Origin of the sequence: Erwinia oleae (assembly GCF_000770305.1) — a bacterium.
GTDB classification, from domain to species: domain Bacteria; phylum Pseudomonadota; class Gammaproteobacteria; order Enterobacterales; family Enterobacteriaceae; genus Erwinia; species Erwinia oleae.
Genome location: NZ_JNVB01000075.1, coordinates 1 through 19,222 on the forward strand (window position 1 = coordinate 1; position 19,222 = coordinate 19,222).

The following is a 19,222-nucleotide window of genomic DNA, read 5'->3' on the forward strand; positions in this document are numbered from 1 at the left end:
TCGCTATTGAATTTCCGCCAGCCGGTAAAGCCCCAATGGGTGCGATGCAGGCCCGGCGCGCGATCGCTGGCGATCATTGCCGCTTCAATCAGCAGCGTGCCGGAACCGCACATCGGATCGACCAGCGGTGTGCCAGCCTGCCAGCCGGAACGCAGCACGATCGCCGCCGCCAGCGTCTCCTTCAACGGCGCCTGCCCGGCCTGCTGACGGTAGCCGCGCTGATGAAGACCGTCGCCGCTCAGGTCGAGCGCGATGCTGGCGGTATCATTATTCAGCCAGACGTTGATGCGAATATCCGGCAGCTCGCGATCCACATCGGGACGCGGCAGGTTTTTACGGGTAAAACTGTCGACAATGGCGTCTTTCACCTTCAACGCGCCGTACTGGCTGTTGCGGATCACCTCGTTCAGCCCGCTAAAGTGCACGGCAAAGGTTTTTTCACTGCTGAACAGCGCTGGCCAGTCGATGGCCTGGACGCCAAGGTAAAGATCAAGATCGCTGTAAACGCCGCATTCGGTAAGCGGCAACAGGATGCGCGAAGCCAGGCGGCTCCACAGTAAACTCTGATACATCAGACGATCGTCGCCCTGAAAATGTACGCCGCCCTGAACCACCCGGCAGCCTTCGGCTCCCAGCGCTTCCAGTTCACTTTTTAACAGCTCTTCGAGCCCACGCGCCGTACTGGCAAACAGAGAATTCATAACGTCACTTATCGTCTTCAGAAAATAGTTGCGCATTATAGCTAATCGCAGGCGCATGTCATAAAGTTAGCTTCTTTTGATCGCGTCTTATTGCGGTTTGATGCGCCGCAGCGCGACAGTTTTTATCAGGAGCGTGTGATGGTTACCCTGTCTCGTCTTTATATTCATCCGGTTAAATCAATGCGAGGTACGCAGGTTTCCCACGCGCAGGCGTTGGAAAGCGGCCTTGCTTTTGACCGCGTGTTTATGATCACCGATACCAACGGGACATTTATCACCGCGCGTCAGTATCCGGATATGGTGCTGTTCACGCCAGCGCTGATGCAGGATGGCCTGTTTCTCTCCGCGCCGGATGGCACCAGCGCCACTATCCGGCTGGCTGACTTTTCCGGCGATGCCGCCTCCACGGAAGTCTGGGGCAGTACCTTTACTGCACTGATTGCCCCCGATGAAATAAATCAGTGGCTGAGCGGGTTCTTTCCGCGACCGGTGCAGCTGCGTTGGGTCGGCCAACAGATGAGCCGTCGCGTGAAGCGCTTCGAGCAGGTGCCGTTAGGCTTTGCCGACGGCTTTCCCTTTCTGCTGATCAATGAGGCCTCGCTCAACGATCTTCGCCAGCGCTGCCCGGCGGGTATCCGCCTGGAGCAGTTCCGCCCCAATCTGGTGGTCACCGGCGCCGGCGCCTGGGCTGAGGACGCCTGGTCAACCCTGCGCATCGGCAACATTATTTTTGATGTGCCGAAACCCTGTAGCCGCTGCGTCTTCACCACCGTCAGTCCCGAGGGCGGCAAAAAGCACCCGTCCGGCGAGCCGCTGACGACCTTACAAAAATTTCGAACCGCCGCTGATGACAGCGGCGATATCGATTTTGGCCTGAATTTAATCGCCAGAAGCAGTGGCATACTGCGCGTGGGTGATGAACTGGAGGTGCTTTCGAATAAACCGCCGCGCCCGTATGGCGCAGGAAAGGTGAGCGAAACGCTGGAGGTCGTCCACAGCGCCTCGCAAAAGCTCACCATCAACTGGCAGGGAAACACCTTTACCGGCAATAATCAGCAGATATTGCTGGAGCAACTGGAGATGCAGGGTTACCGCATTCCTTACTCGTGTCGTGCGGGCATCTGCGGTAGCTGCAAAATCACGCTGGTATCGGGAGAGGTGCGGCCCCTGAAGAAAGAGGCCATTGGCGCCGACGGTCGCGTTTTGAGCTGTAGCTGCATTCCCGCCGGCGACGTTGTTTTACGTGGGAAGTAGGGCTCAGACCGCGCTGGCCAGCAGCAGATGCTGCTCATCCGCCCTGGGTTGCAGCCTGTCGTTCATGATTTTGATCGCGTCGCCAAGCACCATGCTGCGGCCAGCCAGCGTTAGCTGCGGCTGAGCCAGCACGCACAGCGCGGCGCTCTCGCCGGCCTCCGCCACCATCATTACTGCCTGTTCGCCCGTTTCGCACAGCGTCACGCAAACCAGCTCGCCCTCTTTGGGTGAGAGATAATCGCGACAGGTGGTAAAGTGCCAGCTCTTAGGCATCAGCGGTTTGAGGAAACGGCTGGCGACCAGCGCATTCAGTACCAGTTCGACACGCTGGCTGTCGTCAAGCGTGCAGCGGCGGCAGTGTTCGGCAAAGCTATAAAACAGCGCCGCTTCATCAACGCAGAAGGCGGTTTCGCTGAAAGCATCAGGGGTTAACATCTTACGGGGAAAGCGGGAGCGGAACAGCATTCCATCAGCCAGATCCAGCATCATGCGATCGTGTTCCGCATCGAAAAACCAGCGCCAGCTGTCGTCGGGTTTTATTTTCATGATGTGTCCTGTTGTCATACTTGTTTACATTCCGGTCGCAAACTTCAATTTTTGTAAATTCAGGCGAAGCCGTAATGACAGAGAATGCGCCTGTAAATCTGAATATTGCGAAAACATCCCAAAATATAAACGAGCCAGCGGGGAAAATAAACCCCCTGGCCTGGTTTAAGCCAATATTCTTCAAAGATGGGTCACAATTTGTTTTATCAACGGCGGCCCTTTATAAATAAACCCGGAATATATTTGAATCAGCGATGCGCCTGCCGCCATTTTTTCTCTGGCAGAGATCAAAGAATCAATTCCGCCAACGCCAATTATTGGCAGTCGGCCCTGCAACTCGTCGGCCAGACGGCGAATGATTGCCGTGCTGGAAAGCTGTAGCGGGCGTCCACTTAACCCTCCCGCCTCGTCTGCATATTTCAATCCGCTGACCAGCGATCGGTCGAGCGTGGTATTGGTGGCAATCACGCCATCAATATTATGTCGAACAAGGCTGTCTGCAATTTGAATCAGTTCTTCTTCAGAAAGGTCCGGCGCTATTTTCACCGCAACGGGAACATATTTGTGATGGATCGTTTCAAGATCTTTCTGTTTTTGTTTAACCGCCCTTAACAATTCATCTAACGCATCACCATACTGCAAAGTGCGTAATCCTGGCGTATTGGGCGACGAAATATTGATAGCGATATAACCGGCATGACGGTAGATTTTTTCCATACAGATTAAATAATCTTCGGCGCCCTGCTCAACCGGCGTATCTTTATTTTTACCGATATTGATGCCGAGGACGCCATCGAAGCGGGCTTTTTTAACGTTTTCAACCAGCCTGTCGACGCCGTGGTTATTAAATCCCATCCGGTTAATGATCCCCTCCGCTTCCAGCACGCGAAACATTCTGGGTTTATCATTTCCCGGCTGGGGCCGCGGCGTGACCGTGCCAATTTCAACAGAACCAAATCCCATTGCGCCAAAGGCATCAATGCATTCGCCGTTTTTATCCAGGCCAGCCGCGAGGCCAAGCGGATTTTTAAACGTCAGCCCCATGCAGTTTACCGGACGTAAAGGAAGAGACTGGCGAACCAGCTGTATCAGCGGCGTACCGGAAACGCGCTGCAACTGACGCAGCGTAAGTTCGTGCGCGCGCTCGGCATCAAGTTGGAAAAGTGCCTGACGAACCAGGTGATACATGAATGCTCCTGAAGCCCGACTGTGCGGGAAAGTAAGATGAAAACGCGCGTCGGTCGATCCCCGACAAACGCCGTGCGAGCGCGTATCGGCTATTCCAGTCTGGCGGTGTGGTGTCAGGATCGGCGCAGAAACGCGACGGGTGCGGCACAAAATGGTAAAGCGCTTTAGCTGCAATGTAAACGATTGCACGCGCGCGCAAACGTTTTCTTATTCGTAAAGCAGCTTATCAATACCGGATAAATCATTTAAGGCTCTTTATGGGCTCTGTCAGGATAACCCTCTCTGTTACACGATCTGTTGAATAATTAACATCCGGTTAAAAGGAGAGATTATGCGCGTTATTACCCTGGCGGGAAGCCCTCGCTATCCATCACGTTCAACGGCCCTGCTCACGCTTTGTCAGCATCGGCTGGAACAGCGCGGCGTCGAGGTTATTCCGTGGAATCTGCATAATTTCCATCCTGAAGATCTGATTTGCGCCCGATTCGATTCGCCTGCCCTGCTGGCGCTCAATGAGGATCTGGAAAAAGCGGACGGCGTGATTGTGGCGACGCCTATCTATAAAGCCTCTTTTTCCGGCGCGCTGAAAACCCTGCTCGACCTGCTGCCGGAACGTGCGCTGGAGCATAAGGTGGTGCTGCCGCTGGCGACCGGCGGCACCATCGCGCATATGCTCTCCGTGGATTATGCGCTGAAACCGGTGCTGAACGCCCTGAAAGCGCAGGAAGTGCTGCATGGCGTCTTTGCCGATGACAGCCAGGTGACGCATTACGATCGCCAGCCGGTGCTCTCGCCGGTGCTGGACGCGCGCCTCAATGAATCACTGGACACCTTCTGGCAGGCGCTGGCGCGTCGGCATCAGCCGCTGGCGCTGGCGGTTTAAAGGGGAAAGCACGCTATGAACAGATCGCTTCAACGCATTACTCAGCCCCTGATCCCGTGGGCATTGCCAATTCTGCTGGTGGTTGTGTGGCAAATCGCGTCGCAAACGGGCTGGCTCTCTACGCGCATCCTGCCCTCGCCCGAGGCCATTGTGCTGACGTTCTGGCGTCTCTCCGCCAGCGGCGAGCTGTGGCAGCATCTGGCGATCAGCGGCTGGCGCGCCGCCATCGGTTTCTGTATCGGCGGCTCGATTGGTCTGACGCTGGGCCTGATCACCGGCATGTCGCGTCTCGGCGAGCGGCTGCTCGATACCTCGGTGCAGATGCTGCGTAACGTTCCGCATCTCGCGCTGATCCCGCTGGTGATCCTCTGGTTCGGCATTGACGAATCGGCAAAAATTTTCCTGGTGGCGCTCGGCACGCTCTTTCCCATCTATCTGAATACCTATCACGGCATTCGCAATGTCGATCGCGGACTGGTGGAGATGGCGCGCAGCTATGGCCTGTCTGGCTGGAGCCTGTTTATTCAGGTGGTGTTACCGGGCGCGCTGCCTTCTATTATGGTTGGCGTACGCTTCGGGCTGGGCCTGATGTGGCTGACGCTGATTGTGGCGGAAACCATCTCTGCCAATTCCGGCATTGGCTATCTGGCGATGAACGCGCGCGAATTTTTACAAACAGACGTGGTGGTGGTGGCCATTATTTTGTATGCCCTGCTCGGTAAACTGGCCGACGTCAGCGCGCTGCTGCTTGAGCGGATCTGGCTGCGCTGGCATCCGGCTTATCAATTGAAGGAGGAAAACGCATGAGCGCACTTGCCCCCTCGCCGGCGCGACTGAACGCTGGCACGCCGCTGGTTATCAACGGCGTCAGTAAACAATACAACGGCCGTACGGTGCTGGACAATCTGACGTTGCATATTCCCTCCGGCCAGTTTGTTGCCGTGGTCGGGCGCAGCGGCTGCGGTAAAAGCACGCTGCTGCGGCTGCTGGCCGGGCTGGAGAAAACGTCATCGGGTGAGCTTCTGGCGGGCAGCGCGCCCCTGAGCGAGGCCAGAGAAGATACGCGACTGATGTTTCAGGATGCACGGCTGCTGCCGTGGAAGAGTGTTATTGATAACGTCGGGCTTGGCCTGAAGGGCCGCGCGTGGAAGCATGCGGCAAGGGATGCGCTTGCCGCCGTCGGCCTGGCCGAGCGCGCTGATGAATGGCCTGCCGCGCTGTCCGGCGGTCAGAAGCAGCGCGTGGCGCTCGCCCGCGCGCTTATTCATCGTCCCGGCCTGCTGCTGCTTGATGAGCCGCTCGGCGCGCTGGATGCGCTGACCCGCATTGAGATGCAGGATCTTATCGCATCGCTCTGGCAGGAACACCACTTTACCGTGCTGCTGGTGACGCATGACGTGAGTGAAGCGGTGGCGATGGCGGATCGGGTGCTGCTGATTGAAGAGGGAAAAACGGGGTTGGATCTGATGGTCGATCTGCCTCGCCCGCGTCGTAAAGGTTCGGCAAAGCTTGCTGAACTGGAAGCAGAAGTCCTCGACCGGGTAATGAAACGCTCATCAGCTGAAGCCGATAAGCGTTATGCCCATCGTTAAGGTCGAAAAACGGGCGAATTGCTTCGCCCGTTTCCTCAGGCGCTTAGCGCCTTGCTGATCTTCTCGTAGAGATCCCCGGAGAGATTTTCCAGCCCCTTGAGCTGCTCCAGCGCCTGACGCATCAGCGCCTGACGTCCTTCATCGTAGCGTTTGAGGCGGATCAGCGGCTCAATCATGCGCGCGGCGACCTGCGGGTTGCGACGGTTCAGATCGGTAAGGATTTCCACCAGAAAATGATAACCGCTGCCATCTTCCGCATGGAAGGCGGCCGGATTGGCGGAGGCGAAAGCGCCAATCAGCGAACGAATGCGGTTTGGATTGCTCAGGCTGAATGAGCGATGGTTCAGCAAACCCCGCACGCGGCCCAATACGTCTGCGGCCGGGCTGGTCGCCTGTAACGCGAACCATTTATCCATCACCAGGCCATCCTGATGCCAGCGTTCGTCAAACGCGGTGAGTAAGGCTTCGCGACACGGCAGTTGCGCCATCACGGCAGCCGCCATCGCCGCCAGCGAATCGGTCATGTTATTCGCCTGCACAAACTGCGCTTTCACCAGTTTGTCCGCCAGCGACACTTCACCATGTGCCAGGTAGCCCAGGCAGACGTTTTTCAGCGCGCGACGGCCAATATCGGCATGCGTTACCTGATAATCGGCGCTCTGGTTGGCGTTATACACAGCGAGCCATTCGTCAGCCAGTTCGTTTGCCAGCAGGCGCACCAGCGCGTGCCGTACTTCCGCAATGGCGATGGGATCGATAATGTCGAACAGTTCAGCGATCTCGTTTTCACCCGGCAGCGTCAGGATCAGCGCCATCAGCGCCGGATCGCTGTTCTCTTCCAGCAGCACGCCGCGGAACGCATCAGCAACGTGCAGCGGCACGGAGAGAGGCTGCTCCTGCTGATAGCGGGCAACATTAAGTTTGATATAGGTTGCCAGCAGGCTTTGCGCCGCATCCCAGCGGGCGAAATCATTTCGCGCATGACGCATCAGGAAGGTGAGCTGCGCATCGCTCCAGTGATAGTCCAGCTTCACCGGCGCAGAGAATTCACGCAGCAGCGAGGGCACTGGCTGGAAGTAAACGTTGTCGAAAACAAAGCTCTGAAACTCTTCGGTCACGTTGAGCACGTGATGCACCGGGTGACCGTCGCGCTGAAGCGGGATCGCCTTCCCTTCGCTATCGTACAGTTCAATATCCAGCGGAATATGCAGCGGACGCTTCTCTTTCTGATCGGCGGTGGGCGGCGTCATCTGCGTGACGTGCAGCGTGTACTGCTCAAGTTCAGGATTGTAGTCGTCACGTACGGAGAGCACCGGCGTGCCGGACTGGCTGTACCAGCGGCGGAACTGTGAGAGATCGACATTGGAGGCATCTTCCATCGCCTGCACGAAATCGTCACAGGTCGCGGCGCTGCCATCGTGGCGCTCAAAATAGAGCTGCATGCCCTTCTGGAAATTCTCTTCGCCGAGCAGCGTGTGCATCATGCGGATCACTTCAGAACCCTTTTCATACACCGTCAGGGTGTAGAAGTTGTTCATCTCGATCACCTGCTCAGGTCGGATCGGGTGCGCCATCGGGCTGGCATCTTCAGCGAACTGCGCGCCGCGCATGACGCGCACGTTATCGATGCGGTTAACCGCCCGGGAGCCGAGATCGGAACTGAACTCCTGATCGCGGAAAACGGTCAGCCCCTCTTTCAGACTGAGCTGGAACCAGTCGCGGCAGGTGACGCGGTTGCCGGTCCAGTTATGGAAATATTCGTGGCCAATCACCGCCTCAATGCCCAGATAGTCTTTATCGGTCGCGGTTTCAGCTTTTGCCAGCACGTATTTAGAGTTAAAGACGTTAAGTCCTTTGTTCTCCATCGCGCCCATATTGAAGAAGTCGACGGCAACGATCATAAAGATATCGAGGTCGTACTCCAGACCGAAGCGCTCTTCATCCCATTTCATGCTGTTTTTCAGCGATGTCATCGCCCAGTCGGCGCGATCGAGGTTGCCGCGGTCGACAAAAATCTCCAGCGCCACGTCGCGCCCGGATCGGGTGGTGAAGCTGTCGCGCAGCACGTCAAAATCGCCCGCCACCAGCGCAAACAGATAGCAGGGTTTCGGAAAGGGATCTTCCCACTTCATCCAGTGGCGACCGTCTTCCATCTGGCCGCCGTCAATGCGATTGCCGTTCGACAGTAAATAAGGATAGCGCGTGCTCTCGGCGATAATCGTAGTGGTAAAGCGGGCCAGCACGTCTGGCCTGTCCAGATACCAGGTAATATGGCGAAAGCCTTCCGCCTCGCACTGCGTGCAGAGCGCTTCGCCGGATTTATAAAGCCCTTCCAGCGCGGTGTTTTTGTCGGGGTGAATGTCGTTCACCACCGTCAGCGTAAAGGTTTCCGGCAGGTGTTCCAGCACCAGCGCGCCCTCTTCCAGCCGATAATGCGACCAGGGCTGACCATCCACCTCAAGCGAAACCAGCGTGAGATCTTCGCCGTCGAGGCGCAGCGCGGCACCGTCTGCGCCCAGCCTTTTGATGCGGCTCACGGCGGTAACCTGCGTGACGCTGGCATCAAGATTAAATGTCAGGTCGATATCGGTAATGGTGTAATCCGGCGCACGATAATCATGCCGATTTTTGGCTTGTGGCAGTTGCGTCATAAGTCCTTCTCACGTCGATATTAGTTAGTCGGATAAAGTCTATTCCTGTTAGCGCAATGTTGCCACGACGAATCACCGCGCCGCAGGCCAGAAAACATAAAAAACGATACCTGCGCACGGATTGCCCTCGACCTCTGACGGCGAATTATGTTGTGATCGGGTTCAATAAATGAGTATTCACGTTATACTCCTGCGTCTTTCGTTTTTTTACCGGGGATAACGCTCTTCGCCAGAGGATGCTGAAACGCACCATGACATCTTACGATAACCCGATTTTAACCACGTTACTGGATACGGATGCCTACAAGCTACATATGCAGCAGGCCGTGTTTCACCGTTATCAAAATATTTCTGTGGTTGCCGAATTTCGCTGCCGGGGCGACGATCTGTTGGGTGTGTACGCCGATGAGATCGTGCAGCAAATTGAAATGATGCGTGCTCTCAGGCTGACTGATGAAGAAGCCACTTATCTGGCCGGCCTTCCCTTCTTTAAAGACGACTATCTCAGCTGGCTACGTCAGTTCCGCTACGATCCTTCTCAGGTACGCGTGCGCAATCACAAAGGCAAGCTGGATATTCGCATCAGCGGCCCGTGGCTTGAGGTGATTATGTGGGAAGTGCCGCTGCTGGCCCTGATAAGCGAGGTGGTGCATCGTCACCGCTCGCCACAGATCGCGGTTGAGACAGCGGTCGAACAGTTACAAAGCAAGCTGGCCGGATTTCGTCAAACCACCGACGGAATGGATCTCTCTCGTTTTAAGCTGATGGACTTCGGCACCCGCCGCCGCTTCTCGCGCGACGTGCAGTTGGCGATTGTCAGCACGCTTCAACAGGATTTCCCGTGGCTGGTTGGCTCCAGCAACTACGACATCGCCCGCCGACTGGCGATCGCGCCCGTAGGCACGCAGGCGCATGAATGGTTTCAGGCGCATCAGCAGATAAGCCCGGTACTCGCCAACAGCCAGCGCGCGGCGTTGCAGGCGTGGCTGGAAGAGTACCCCGACAGCCTGGGCATCGCCCTCACCGACTGCATCACGATGGACGCTTTCCTGCGTGATTTTGGGATGAACTTCGCCAGCCGCTATCAGGGATTGCGTCACGATTCCGGCGACCCGGTTGAATGGGGCGAAAAAGCTATTGCTCACTATCAGCGGCTGAATATCGATCCGAAAACCAAAACGCTGGTCTTTTCAGACAACCTCGATCTGGATAAAGCCGTCGATCTTTACCGGCACTTCGGCCAGCGCACCGAGGTCATTTTCGGTATCGGCACGCGACTCACCTGCGATATTCCGCAGGTTAAGCCGCTGAATATCGTGATTAAGCTGGTGGAATGCAACGGCAAACCCGTCGCCAAACTCTCCGACAGTCCCGGTAAAACCATATGCCAGGACAAAGCCTTTGTCCGCGCATTGCGCAAAGCGTTTGACCTGCCGCTGGTTAAAAAAGCCAGCTAGCCTCTCTTCATAATAAAGAGGCGGCTGCATCGCCTCTTTTCTGTTTGTAAAAGAAATCTCCCGCACGGTAACGAAATCTGCTTGTGTCTCGCCGATCGACAAGTAACATAGCACTACCCTGAATTTGGGTATTTATTTTCTAATTCTGATTAAAAGTGAGAGACACTTATGAGCGTTGTGCCTGTAACGGATGTACTGCATGGCCGTGTCGCGGTTGACAGCGAAGTCACCGTACGCGGTTGGGTGCGTACACGAAGAGATTCGAAAGCTGGTATTTCCTTCATCGCCGTTTACGACGGCTCCTGCTTCAATCCCGTCCAGGCTGTCGTCAATAATTCTCTGAATAATTATCAGGATGAAGTGCTGCGCCTGACCACCGGCTGCTCGGTGGCCATCACCGGTAAGGTGGTTGAATCCCCCGGTGAAGGTCAGAGCTTTGAAATTCAGGCCAGCCACGTCGACGTGGTCGGCTGGGTCGACGATCCTGATACTTATCCAATGGCGGCCAAGCGCCACAGTATTGAGTACCTGCGCGAAGTGGCGCACCTGCGTCCTCGCACCAACCTGATCGGCGCGGTTGCGCGCGTTCGTCATACTCTGGCACAGGCCCTGCACCGCTTTTTTGATGAGCAAGGCTATTTCTGGGTTTCCACGCCGTTGATCACCGCCTCCGATACCGAAGGTGCAGGTGAAATGTTCCGCGTTTCCACGCTGGATCTGGCAAACCTGCCGCGCACGCCGGACGGCAAAGTGAATTTTGATGAAGATTTCTTTGGCCGTGAAGCGTTCCTGACCGTATCGGGCCAGCTCAATGGCGAAACCTACGCCAGCGCGATTTCTAAAATCTATACCTTCGGCCCGACCTTCCGCGCCGAAAATTCCAATACCAGTCGTCATCTCGCTGAGTTCTGGATGCTCGAACCTGAAGTGGCGTTTGCCGATCTGAATGACGCCGCCGCGCTGGCGGAAGCGATGCTGAAGTATGTGTTCAGCGCCGTTCTGGCCGAGCGCGCTGACGATATGGCGTTCTTTGCGGAACGCGTAGATAAAGAGGCGATTTCTCGCCTGGAGCGTTTTGTAACAACCGATTTTGCGCAGGTTGATTATACAGAGGCGGTTGAGATCCTGATGAACTGCGGCGAGAAATTCGAAAATCCGGTAGCCTGGGGCATCGATCTCTCTTCTGAGCACGAACGTTACCTTGCTGAAAAGCATTTTAAAGCGCCGGTGGTGGTGAAAAACTATCCCAAAGACATCAAAGCGTTTTATATGCGCCTGAACGACGACGGCAAAACCGTCGCGGCCATGGATGTTTTAGCACCAGGCATAGGTGAAATCATCGGCGGTTCGCAACGTGAAGAACGTCTTGATGTGCTGGATGCGCGCCTGAACGAAATGGGCCTTAATAAAGAAGATTATTGGTGGTATCGCGATCTGCGTCGCTATGGCACCGTGCCACATTCTGGTTTCGGTTTAGGGTTTGAACGTTTAATTGCATATGTTACTGGTGTACAAAATGTGAGAGACGTGATTGCCTTCCCGCGCACGCCGCGAAACGCGAGTTTCTGATTTTTGGCATAAAACATAAGAAATTCATATATATAATCAAGGTCAGCGCTGCTGGCCTTTTTTTATTTTTGTAAATTATGAAGTACTTCACAAAGTTCCGTGATTATTACATTTTGTAATACAAATTTTCTTCCTGTTACCAGAATAAGCTATTAGTAGCATTTTCGCGCTAGATTAACGCCTCAGTGAATGGAAAGATGCGTGCAGACACAGGAAGACACCAAACTCTCTTCAGAGTTCTGTAAAGAATTTTTGACGGCAGTGGCAGGTGTCCAAATAACTCCAATGAGGGTAATAAAAAATGATGAAGCGCAACATTCTTGCACTGGTTATCCCAGCCCTGTTAGCAGCAGGCGCAGCCAATGCAGCCGAAGTTTATAACAAGAATGGCAACAAACTGGACCTGTATGGTAAAGCTGTTGGCCTGCACTACTTCTCTGATAACGACGGCAATGATGGCGACCAGTCATATGCGCGCTTAGGTTTCAAAGGCGAAACCCAGATTAACGACCAGCTGACCGGTTTCGGTCAGTGGGAATACCAGTTCAACACCAACAACTCTGAAGGTTCAGACGCGCAGAACGGCAACAAAACCCGTCTGGGCTTTGCTGGTCTGAAATTCGGCGACGCGGGTTCAATCGACTACGGTCGTAACTACGCGCTGCTCTACGATCCAATGGGCTGGACCGACATGCTGCCAGAATTCGGCGGCGACTCAGCTTACACTGATACAGGCGTAACCGGCGGCCGTACCACTGGCGTACTGACCTACCGTAACACCAACTTCTTCGGCCTGGTTGATGGCTGGGATTTCGCCCTGCAATATCAGGGTAAAAATGACCGTGATGATGCTCGTCGCTCTAACGGTGATGGCTATGCCGTTTCTACCACCTATACCTCGCCAATCGGCTTAGGTGTGTCAGGTGCATACGGTTCTTATGACCGTACCAATGCTCAGGAAGCGGGCGTTCGTAACGTAACTAATGCTGATGGCGATACCGTTGGCACCATCAACAACGGCGCAGGTGAACGTGCTGAAGCATGGGCAACCGCCGTTAAATACGACGCTAACAACATTTACCTGGCCGCGATGTACGGTGAAACGCGTAATGCAACACCTATTACCGCTACGGGTGTAACTTTTGACAACGGCGTGACCGGCAACGTGTCCTCTTTCGCCAATAAAGCGCAAAACATTGAGTTAGTGGCTCAGTATCAGTTCGACTTTGGTCTGCGTCCTTCTCTCGGCTACGTGCAGTCTAAAGGCAAAGATATTGGCAGCGGCATCGGCGATGCTGACCTGATCAAATATGCTGACGTAGGTGCGACTTACTACTTCAACAAAAACATGTCTACCTATGTCGACTACCAGATCAACCTGCTGGATGATGATAATCCACTGGGTCTGAACACTGATGATACCGTAGCAGTAGGCCTGGTTTACCAGTTCTAAAAACGCTACCGGGGTGATAATCTCACCGCCGTTCATCGTAAAAAATGGAGCCTTCGGCTCCATTTTTATTTTCTTTGATTTACTTCCCTGTTTACCCCTCTCTTTTTCACGCAAACGGTTGGCATTTTGTGCGCTGTGGCGGTAACCTGAACCTTCACTTCGCTTCAGATTACGCTAACGGACTTTGACTATGTTTGAACGCATTGCAGCCGCCCCTGCCGATCCTATTCTTGGCTTAGCCGATCTTTTTCGCGCCGACGACCGTCCTAATAAAATCAATCTCGGTATTGGCGTATATAAAGATGAAACGGGCAAAACGCCGGTGCTCACCAGCGTGAAAAAAGCAGAGCAGTACCTGCTGGAAAATGAAACCACAAAAAATTATTTAAGCATTGACGGCCTGGCCGACTTTGCCCGCTGCACCCAGGCGCTGCTGTTCGGTAAAGACAGCGCCATCATCAGCAGCAAACGCGCCCGCACAGCGCAAACGCCGGGCGGAACCGGTGCCCTGCGCGTTGCCGCTGATTTTATCGCCACGCAAACCACCGCTAAACGCATCTGGATAAGTAATCCAAGCTGGCCAAACCATAAAAACGTCTTTCATGCTGCCGGCCTGGAAGTCTGTGAATATCAGTATTATGACGCCGTAAACCACTCGCTGAACTTTGAGGCGATGGTGAGTTCACTGCGTGACGTGCAGGCCGGTGATATCGTTCTCTTCCATGGCTGCTGCCATAATCCTACCGGCGTGGACCCGAGCGCTGAGCAGTGGCAGCAGCTTGCCGCCCTTTCTCAGGCTAACGGCTGGCTGCCGCTGTTCGATTTCGCCTATCAGGGCTTCGCTCGCGGTCTTGAGGAGGATGCTGAAGGGCTGCGTATTTTTGCCGCCAGTCATCAGGAACTAATTGTCGCCAGCTCTTATTCTAAAAACTTCGGTCTGTACAACGAGCGCGTTGGCGCACTGACGCTGGTCGCCAGTGATGACGCGGTTGCAGATACCGCGTTCAGCCAGGTGAAATACACCATCCGCGCGAACTACTCTAACCCACCGGCGCATGGCGCGGCGGTGGTTGCGACTATTCTCGGCAATGACGATCTGCGCGCTGTCTGGGAGCAGGAACTGACCGACATGCGTCAGCGCATTCATCGCATGCGTCAGCTCTTCGTGAATACGCTTCAGGAGAAAGGCGCAGACAGAGACTTCAGCTTTATTATTAACCAGAACGGTATGTTCTCCTTCAGCGGACTGACCAAAGATCAGGTCGTTCGTCTGCGGGAGGAGTTCGGCATCTACGCCGTCAACTCCGGACGCGTTAATGTGGCAGGCATGACGCCAGACAACATGTCGGCACTGTGCGAAGCCATTGTCGCTGTACTGTAATCCACCAGCGGGGCCTGGCTGGCCCCGCGATTTATTATGCCATGGCTATTTCAGGCCAAACCCAAGCGGGTAGAGCGGATGCTCGCTATCAGCAGCGCGATCTGAATGCTGTTTCAACACGCTCGCCATTGATGAAGGCAATTCGAACGGCAGCTTACCAGTGAAGGGTGCATTATCCATCAGCGCAGTAAACAGAACAGCATCACTCACGCCGAAATTACCGATTAACACGCTGGCTTTATCTCTTAAGGGTGTAAGGATCGCTGGCCGGTCAAGGTAAACGGTCACAATAACCGGCATTTTTTCAGCCAGCTTTGCGATGGCGGCGATATCGGCATCATCGTTCCGGAAGGCTAAAGAGCCCTCATGATACTGGGCGCCAAAGAAATAGTTCTTATGCGGCTGCTCAAAGGGCGCAACAATACGCGCAATGGCAATATCCGCTTTTTGGGGTTGATCAACCACCACCAAACCGGCTTTTTTCGCCTCGTCAGCATTAACGCCATGCAGCCAGACCTTTGTTCTGGCTTTGACGGGCAACACGCCCGTTTTTTTCTCTAACAAAACCAGCGACAGACGCTGTGCTCTGTCTGCCTCCTGCTGCCATGCCGCATTGGGTAATTTTTTTGCCGCATTGACGTCCACATAAGCGTTTTCAAATAACCCAAGCGCAATCTTCTGCTCCAGCAGGCGTCTTACCGAGTCATTGATTTTTTCTTCGCTGACTTTGCCCGCTTTGAGCGCCTTAAGCAGTGGCGTGGTGTCAGTGACGCCGCCAAACTGATTGATACCTGCATTAACGGCCCTGGCGAAACGTTCAACCTCGGTCAGTGATTCAACGCCCCACGGCATGCCCAGGCTGCTGGGATCGGGCGCTTCTCCCTCAGGGTGACCATGAATACATTTATCGACACAGTCAGCGGTAATCATCCAGTCGCTGATAATCACGCCATCAAATTTATAGTGCTGACGGAGTAAATCCTGGAGCAAATAGTGGTTAAATCCGGCGCCGACCTGTTCAATCTTTTTCCCTTTATAAACCAGGTTTTTCAGAATGGCGTAAGTTGGCATTACGCCTGCCGTATTGACCTCAAATGCGCCGGTAAACGGGATAAGATGTTCATCCAGATTATTACCGGAAAAATCAGCATATTTGCCATAAACACTGTGGCCGTCAAAGCCGTTTTCCGATGCGCCATAGCCCGCCCAGTGTTTTACCACCGTACTGACGCTCCCGGCATTCAGACCTGACGTGCCGTTTTGCATTCCCGCTACATACCCTCGCACCATCCGTCTGGTCAGTTGAGCATCCTCGCCAAAGGTGCCGGATAACCGCGACCATCTGGGTTCTGTTGCCAGGTCAGCCATTGGCGACAGCGCCTGCGTGATGCCCAGCAGGCGATACTCCTGACGGCCGATGTCCGCGTAACGCTTCACTAAATTTTCGTCTCCGATGGCGGCAAGGCCGGTGGTTTCCGGCCATTTAGAAAAGGCGTCCGGGGTAGCGGTTTTTTCGGGCAGATAGCGATAGGTATTGACCGGATCAATACTGATTGTTAAAGGAATGCCGAGGCGCGCGCCTTCTGCAATTTCCTGTAAGCGATTATTTTGCTCAGCCAGCTTAGCCGGTTCTGTACTTAATCGCGTAATAAAAGTATTTACCCTTTCATCAATAATCATTGCGGCCGAAGCCGTCAGATCGTATTCGCTGCCAATCCCGATAATACTGCCCGGTGCCGGCGCAGAACCGTGCATCATGACACCGGCTTTCTCTTCAGGCGTCATTCTGGAAAGCAGATCGCGGGCCCGCGCCTCGGGTGATAATCGCCAGTCCTCATAGGGGTTCAGCGTTTCATCTTTATTAAGATCCTTAAATAGCAGCCCATCCTGTTGGATAACAGAAACTACTCTGTGCCCCAGTTTGATCTGTTCAGTCGCCTGGCCTGCTAAGGGTAATAAATATGATGTACCGATGACGAATAAAAGCGGATTAATCTTCATCTTTCACCTTCCTGGTTCATTGATAAGATAATGAGGGGTTGTGACAACGGCATAAAAAAACCTGAACCCGCACGCTGCATTTAGCGCAGAAGCGGTTTCAGGTTTTGCCCGTTTTTCTCTTAACGGTAACAATCCAATATCTGATGATAAATTAACCAGACAGTAAAGACGTTATCATATCCGGTGCTGCCTCACAGAACGCTTTTCCTGAAATGTGATCGGCGACAGCTATTGCAGGAAAGGATTCGAAATACGTTCACGTCCAAGCGTCGACGAAGGGCCATGACCGGGCAGAAAAATCACCTCATCGCCCAGCGGCAGCAGCGTGTTTTTAATGGACGCGATGAGATCGCTGTGGCTGCCCATCGGGAAATCCGAACGGCCCACGCCCCCGCTGAAAATAACATCGCCAGAGATCAGCAGGCGGGAACGTCGTTCAAAAAAGACAATATGACCCGGTGTATGGCCGGGACAGAGGAAAATATCAAAGGAGAGCTCACCCAGTTTAACGGTGTCGCCCTCTTCCAGCCAGCGATCCGGCTCCAGCGGCGCGCATTCCGGCAGGCCAAACATTCTGCTCTGCTCCGGTAATCCTTCCAGCCAGAAAGCATCAGCCTTGTGGGGGCCAACAATCGGCACGCCGTACGACCCGGCCAGCGCCGCCGCCGCGCCAACGTGGTCAAGGTGACCATGCGTCAATAAAATTTGCGTAATTTCAACGCCCTTTTCCGCCACCACTGCCTGGATTTTTTCGGCGTCGCCGCCAGGATCGACAATAGCGGCCTGCCGCGTTTGCGGGCACCAGATGAGCGAGCAGTTCTGTGCGAACGCCGTCACCGGGATAGTTTGATACTCCATATTACTCCGTTACCGGCTGCCAGAGACATCCGGGGATCGCCTTTACCAGTGCCGCATTGGCCCGGTATCAATGTGCACAAAGTTACTCTTTGGATAGTATCCTACACCACCCGCGCGCATGGAAAGCGCAGCTTTGCGGACATTGCTTAATTCGATACCTTCAATATGGAAATCCATTGCCTGCCCGAGCGTGTGATAGCTGTGCTTCGCCACGCCTTTACTGTGGCTGCGCAATGAATTGTTGGTCGCCAGCGAACGGTAGCCAGAAACCAGCTGAACGGGCTTGCGCGTATCCAGCAGCGACTGCAAACGGAAGATTTGATCGAAAAGATGGGGATCGATACTTTTTATTTTATTAGCACGATAGTCGCGAAAAAAATGATTCAGCCGCGCCAGTTCATCTTTATCGTATTTCTTACCGTTGAAAAATTCCGTTTTGAGGCTTTCACCCGTATTAAGGTTACTGAGCGTCAAAACGCGTGGACGAGAGGTTGAAAGCGAAGCGAGAGCCTGCTGCGGCAGGAGCGCAACGCCCAGTGCGGCGCCACCTAATACCAGCAGCCTGCGACGATGAGAGTCAAATTTATCCATTAATCTGTGATACCCGGCTAGATGTTCAGAAACGGTGCTTATCAGTTACCGTCGGGAACCATAACCGTGGAGAAAAGCGGAGTCAACCGGGGAAACGTGATCGGCGCAGCAATTCAAAAATGAACGACTGCGCCGCAGGAAGTGGCGAATTTTCAGGCGACCAGTGAAAGCCAGAAAAATCAACCGTTAGAGCAATAATTGACCAGCGGTAGTCAGCACCTGCGCGCCCGACCGTGCGGTCATATCATAATTGTAAATATCTGTACGAAATTGCGGCATCCCATCTTCTGCCACCCACGCCGTCAGGTAGTAAAGATTCACCGGGATGCGGTGACGAATTGACACATAGCGCGTATCGCCCTCTTTCAGCGTGCTGGAGATGCGTGAATCATTCCAGCCTGCATCCTGAAGCAGCAGATTCGCCAGATCGGACGCCTTATTTACCCGCACGCAGCCCGAGCTTAGCGCGCGAATGTCTTTAGCAAACAGCGTATGGTTCGGCGTGTCATGAAGGTAGATAGCGTCAGAGCTGGGCATATTAAATTTGTAACGCCCCAGCGAATTGGTTGCGCCTGGCGCCTGGCGAATCCGGTACGGGAAGGACGCTGCCGACACCATTCGCCAGTCAATCATCGACGGATCGATTACCTCTGCATCACTGCTCCAGCCTGATAGCAGCGTGTAGTTGTGCTTATAGAGATAGGTAGGATCCTGCTTCACCTTCGGCACGATATCCTGCCGCACCAGCGTGGTGGGCACGTTCCACGGCGGGTTGAGCACCACGTTGTTCAGCGCGCTGCGCATCAGCGGTGTTTTACGATCCGGTCGGCCGACAATAACCCGCGAGGCCAGAATCTGATTGCCGTTAATATAATAATTCAGCGAATAGTCAGGAATATTCACCATGATGCCGTTATGCATATCATCCGGCAGCAGGCGAAGACGTTGAATATTGAGTGCCAGCAGCGCAGCCCGAAGCTGTGGTGAGGCGTTCAGCCATTCGCGGGTACGCGGGCCAATCGCGCCGTCTGCTTCAAGCCCCTGCCAGCGTTGAAACCGCTTCACGCCTTCAATCAGTTCGGCGCTGTAGATATGCG

At 54.4% G+C, this 19,222-nt stretch carries 17 protein-coding genes; 9 read left to right on the forward strand and 8 right to left on the reverse strand.

Going from position 1 to position 19,222, the window contains the following annotated elements; all coding sequences use genetic code 11:
• A partial coding sequence (locus GS12_RS18975) for a THUMP domain-containing protein (protein WP_235421241.1) occupies nucleotides 1-701 on the reverse strand: 701 nt, incomplete at its 3' end.
• Nucleotides 702-839: 138 nt separating this feature from the next.
• Here GS12_RS18975 and GS12_RS18980 point away from each other — a divergent pair.
• Nucleotides 840-1,955: a YcbX family protein gene (locus GS12_RS18980; RefSeq protein ID WP_034949690.1), complete on the forward strand. Its 1,116-nt coding sequence runs from the start codon at nucleotides 840-842 to the stop codon at nucleotides 1,953-1,955.
• Nucleotides 1,956-1,958: 3 nt separating this feature from the next.
• Here GS12_RS18980 and GS12_RS18985 read toward each other — a convergent pair whose 3' ends face one another.
• Both GS12_RS18985 and pyrD read right to left on the reverse strand, forming a co-directional pair.
• Nucleotides 1,959-2,501, reverse strand: a complete 543-nt coding sequence (locus GS12_RS18985; protein ID WP_034949693.1) for a cell division protein ZapC — start codon at nucleotides 2,499-2,501, stop codon at nucleotides 1,959-1,961.
• Between the two features lie 180 nt (nucleotides 2,502-2,681).
• On the reverse strand, nucleotides 2,682-3,689 hold the full coding sequence (gene pyrD / locus GS12_RS18990) for a quinone-dependent dihydroorotate dehydrogenase (protein WP_034949694.1): 1,008 nt from the start codon (nucleotides 3,687-3,689) through the stop codon (nucleotides 2,682-2,684).
• A 36-nt stretch (nucleotides 3,690-3,725) separates the two neighbouring features.
• Between pyrD and GS12_RS25185 the strand changes: the two genes are divergently transcribed.
• From GS12_RS25185 to ssuB, 4 genes are all read left to right on the forward strand, one after another.
• A complete protein-coding gene (locus GS12_RS25185) occupies nucleotides 3,726-3,857 on the forward strand; it encodes a hypothetical protein (RefSeq protein ID WP_268747364.1) in 132 nt (43 codons plus the stop codon).
• A 163-nt stretch (nucleotides 3,858-4,020) separates the two neighbouring features.
• Nucleotides 4,021-4,572: an NADPH-dependent FMN reductase gene (gene ssuE, locus GS12_RS18995; protein WP_034913863.1), complete on the forward strand. Its 552-nt coding sequence runs from the start codon at nucleotides 4,021-4,023 to the stop codon at nucleotides 4,570-4,572.
• Between the two features lie 15 nt (nucleotides 4,573-4,587).
• A complete protein-coding gene (gene ssuC / locus GS12_RS19000; RefSeq protein WP_034913859.1) occupies nucleotides 4,588-5,379 on the forward strand; it encodes an aliphatic sulfonate ABC transporter permease SsuC in 792 nt (263 codons plus the stop codon).
• Nucleotides 5,376-6,164 (forward strand): aliphatic sulfonates ABC transporter ATP-binding protein, encoded by a 789-nt coding sequence (gene ssuB / locus GS12_RS19005; protein WP_034949695.1) that lies wholly within the window; start codon nucleotides 5,376-5,378, stop codon nucleotides 6,162-6,164. Before ssuC ends, ssuB begins: the two co-directional genes overlap by 4 nt.
• 35 nt (nucleotides 6,165-6,199) lie before the next feature.
• On the opposite strand, the gene pepN is transcribed toward ssuB, so the two are convergent.
• On the reverse strand, nucleotides 6,200-8,815 hold the full coding sequence (pepN, locus tag GS12_RS19010) for an aminopeptidase N (RefSeq protein ID WP_034949697.1): 2,616 nt from the start codon (nucleotides 8,813-8,815) through the stop codon (nucleotides 6,200-6,202).
• Nucleotides 8,816-9,051: 236 nt separating this feature from the next.
• On the opposite strand from pepN, the gene pncB reads away from it, so the two are divergent.
• From pncB to GS12_RS19030, 4 genes are all read left to right on the forward strand, one after another.
• Nucleotides 9,052-10,272 carry a nicotinate phosphoribosyltransferase gene (gene pncB / locus GS12_RS19015; protein WP_034949698.1) on the forward strand — a complete coding sequence of 407 codons (1,221 nt, stop codon included), beginning with the start codon at nucleotides 9,052-9,054 and terminating at the stop codon, nucleotides 10,270-10,272.
• A 168-nt stretch (nucleotides 10,273-10,440) separates the two neighbouring features.
• Entirely contained in the window at nucleotides 10,441-11,841 is a 1,401-nt protein-coding gene (asnS, locus tag GS12_RS19020; protein ID WP_034949700.1) for an asparagine--tRNA ligase, read from the forward strand.
• A 301-nt stretch (nucleotides 11,842-12,142) separates the two neighbouring features.
• On the forward strand, nucleotides 12,143-13,294 hold the full coding sequence (ompF, locus tag GS12_RS19025; protein WP_034949703.1) for a porin OmpF: 1,152 nt from the start codon (nucleotides 12,143-12,145) through the stop codon (nucleotides 13,292-13,294).
• Nucleotides 13,295-13,484: 190 nt separating this feature from the next.
• On the forward strand, nucleotides 13,485-14,675 hold the full coding sequence (locus tag GS12_RS19030) for an amino acid aminotransferase (RefSeq protein WP_034949704.1): 1,191 nt from the start codon (nucleotides 13,485-13,487) through the stop codon (nucleotides 14,673-14,675).
• A 45-nt stretch (nucleotides 14,676-14,720) separates the two neighbouring features.
• Here the strand turns inward: GS12_RS19030 and GS12_RS19035 are convergent, their stop codons facing one another.
• The 4 genes from GS12_RS19035 to ldtD form a co-directional block, all read right to left on the reverse strand.
• The gene (locus GS12_RS19035; protein WP_034949707.1) at nucleotides 14,721-16,676 is read right to left on the reverse strand and encodes a glycoside hydrolase family 3 protein; all 1,956 of its coding nucleotides are present in this window, start codon (nucleotides 16,674-16,676) and stop codon (nucleotides 14,721-14,723) included.
• Nucleotides 16,677-16,904: 228 nt separating this feature from the next.
• On the reverse strand, nucleotides 16,905-17,534 hold the full coding sequence (locus GS12_RS19040; protein ID WP_034913840.1) for an MBL fold metallo-hydrolase: 630 nt from the start codon (nucleotides 17,532-17,534) through the stop codon (nucleotides 16,905-16,907).
• Nucleotides 17,535-17,576: 42 nt separating this feature from the next.
• Nucleotides 17,577-18,125, reverse strand: a complete 549-nt coding sequence (locus tag GS12_RS19045; RefSeq protein ID WP_034949709.1) for a YcbK family protein — start codon at nucleotides 18,123-18,125, stop codon at nucleotides 17,577-17,579.
• A gap of 186 nt (nucleotides 18,126-18,311) precedes the next feature.
• Nucleotides 18,312-19,222, reverse strand: a 911-nt coding sequence (gene ldtD / locus GS12_RS19050; protein ID WP_034949712.1) for a L,D-transpeptidase, incomplete at its 5' end; no start/stop codon positions are given.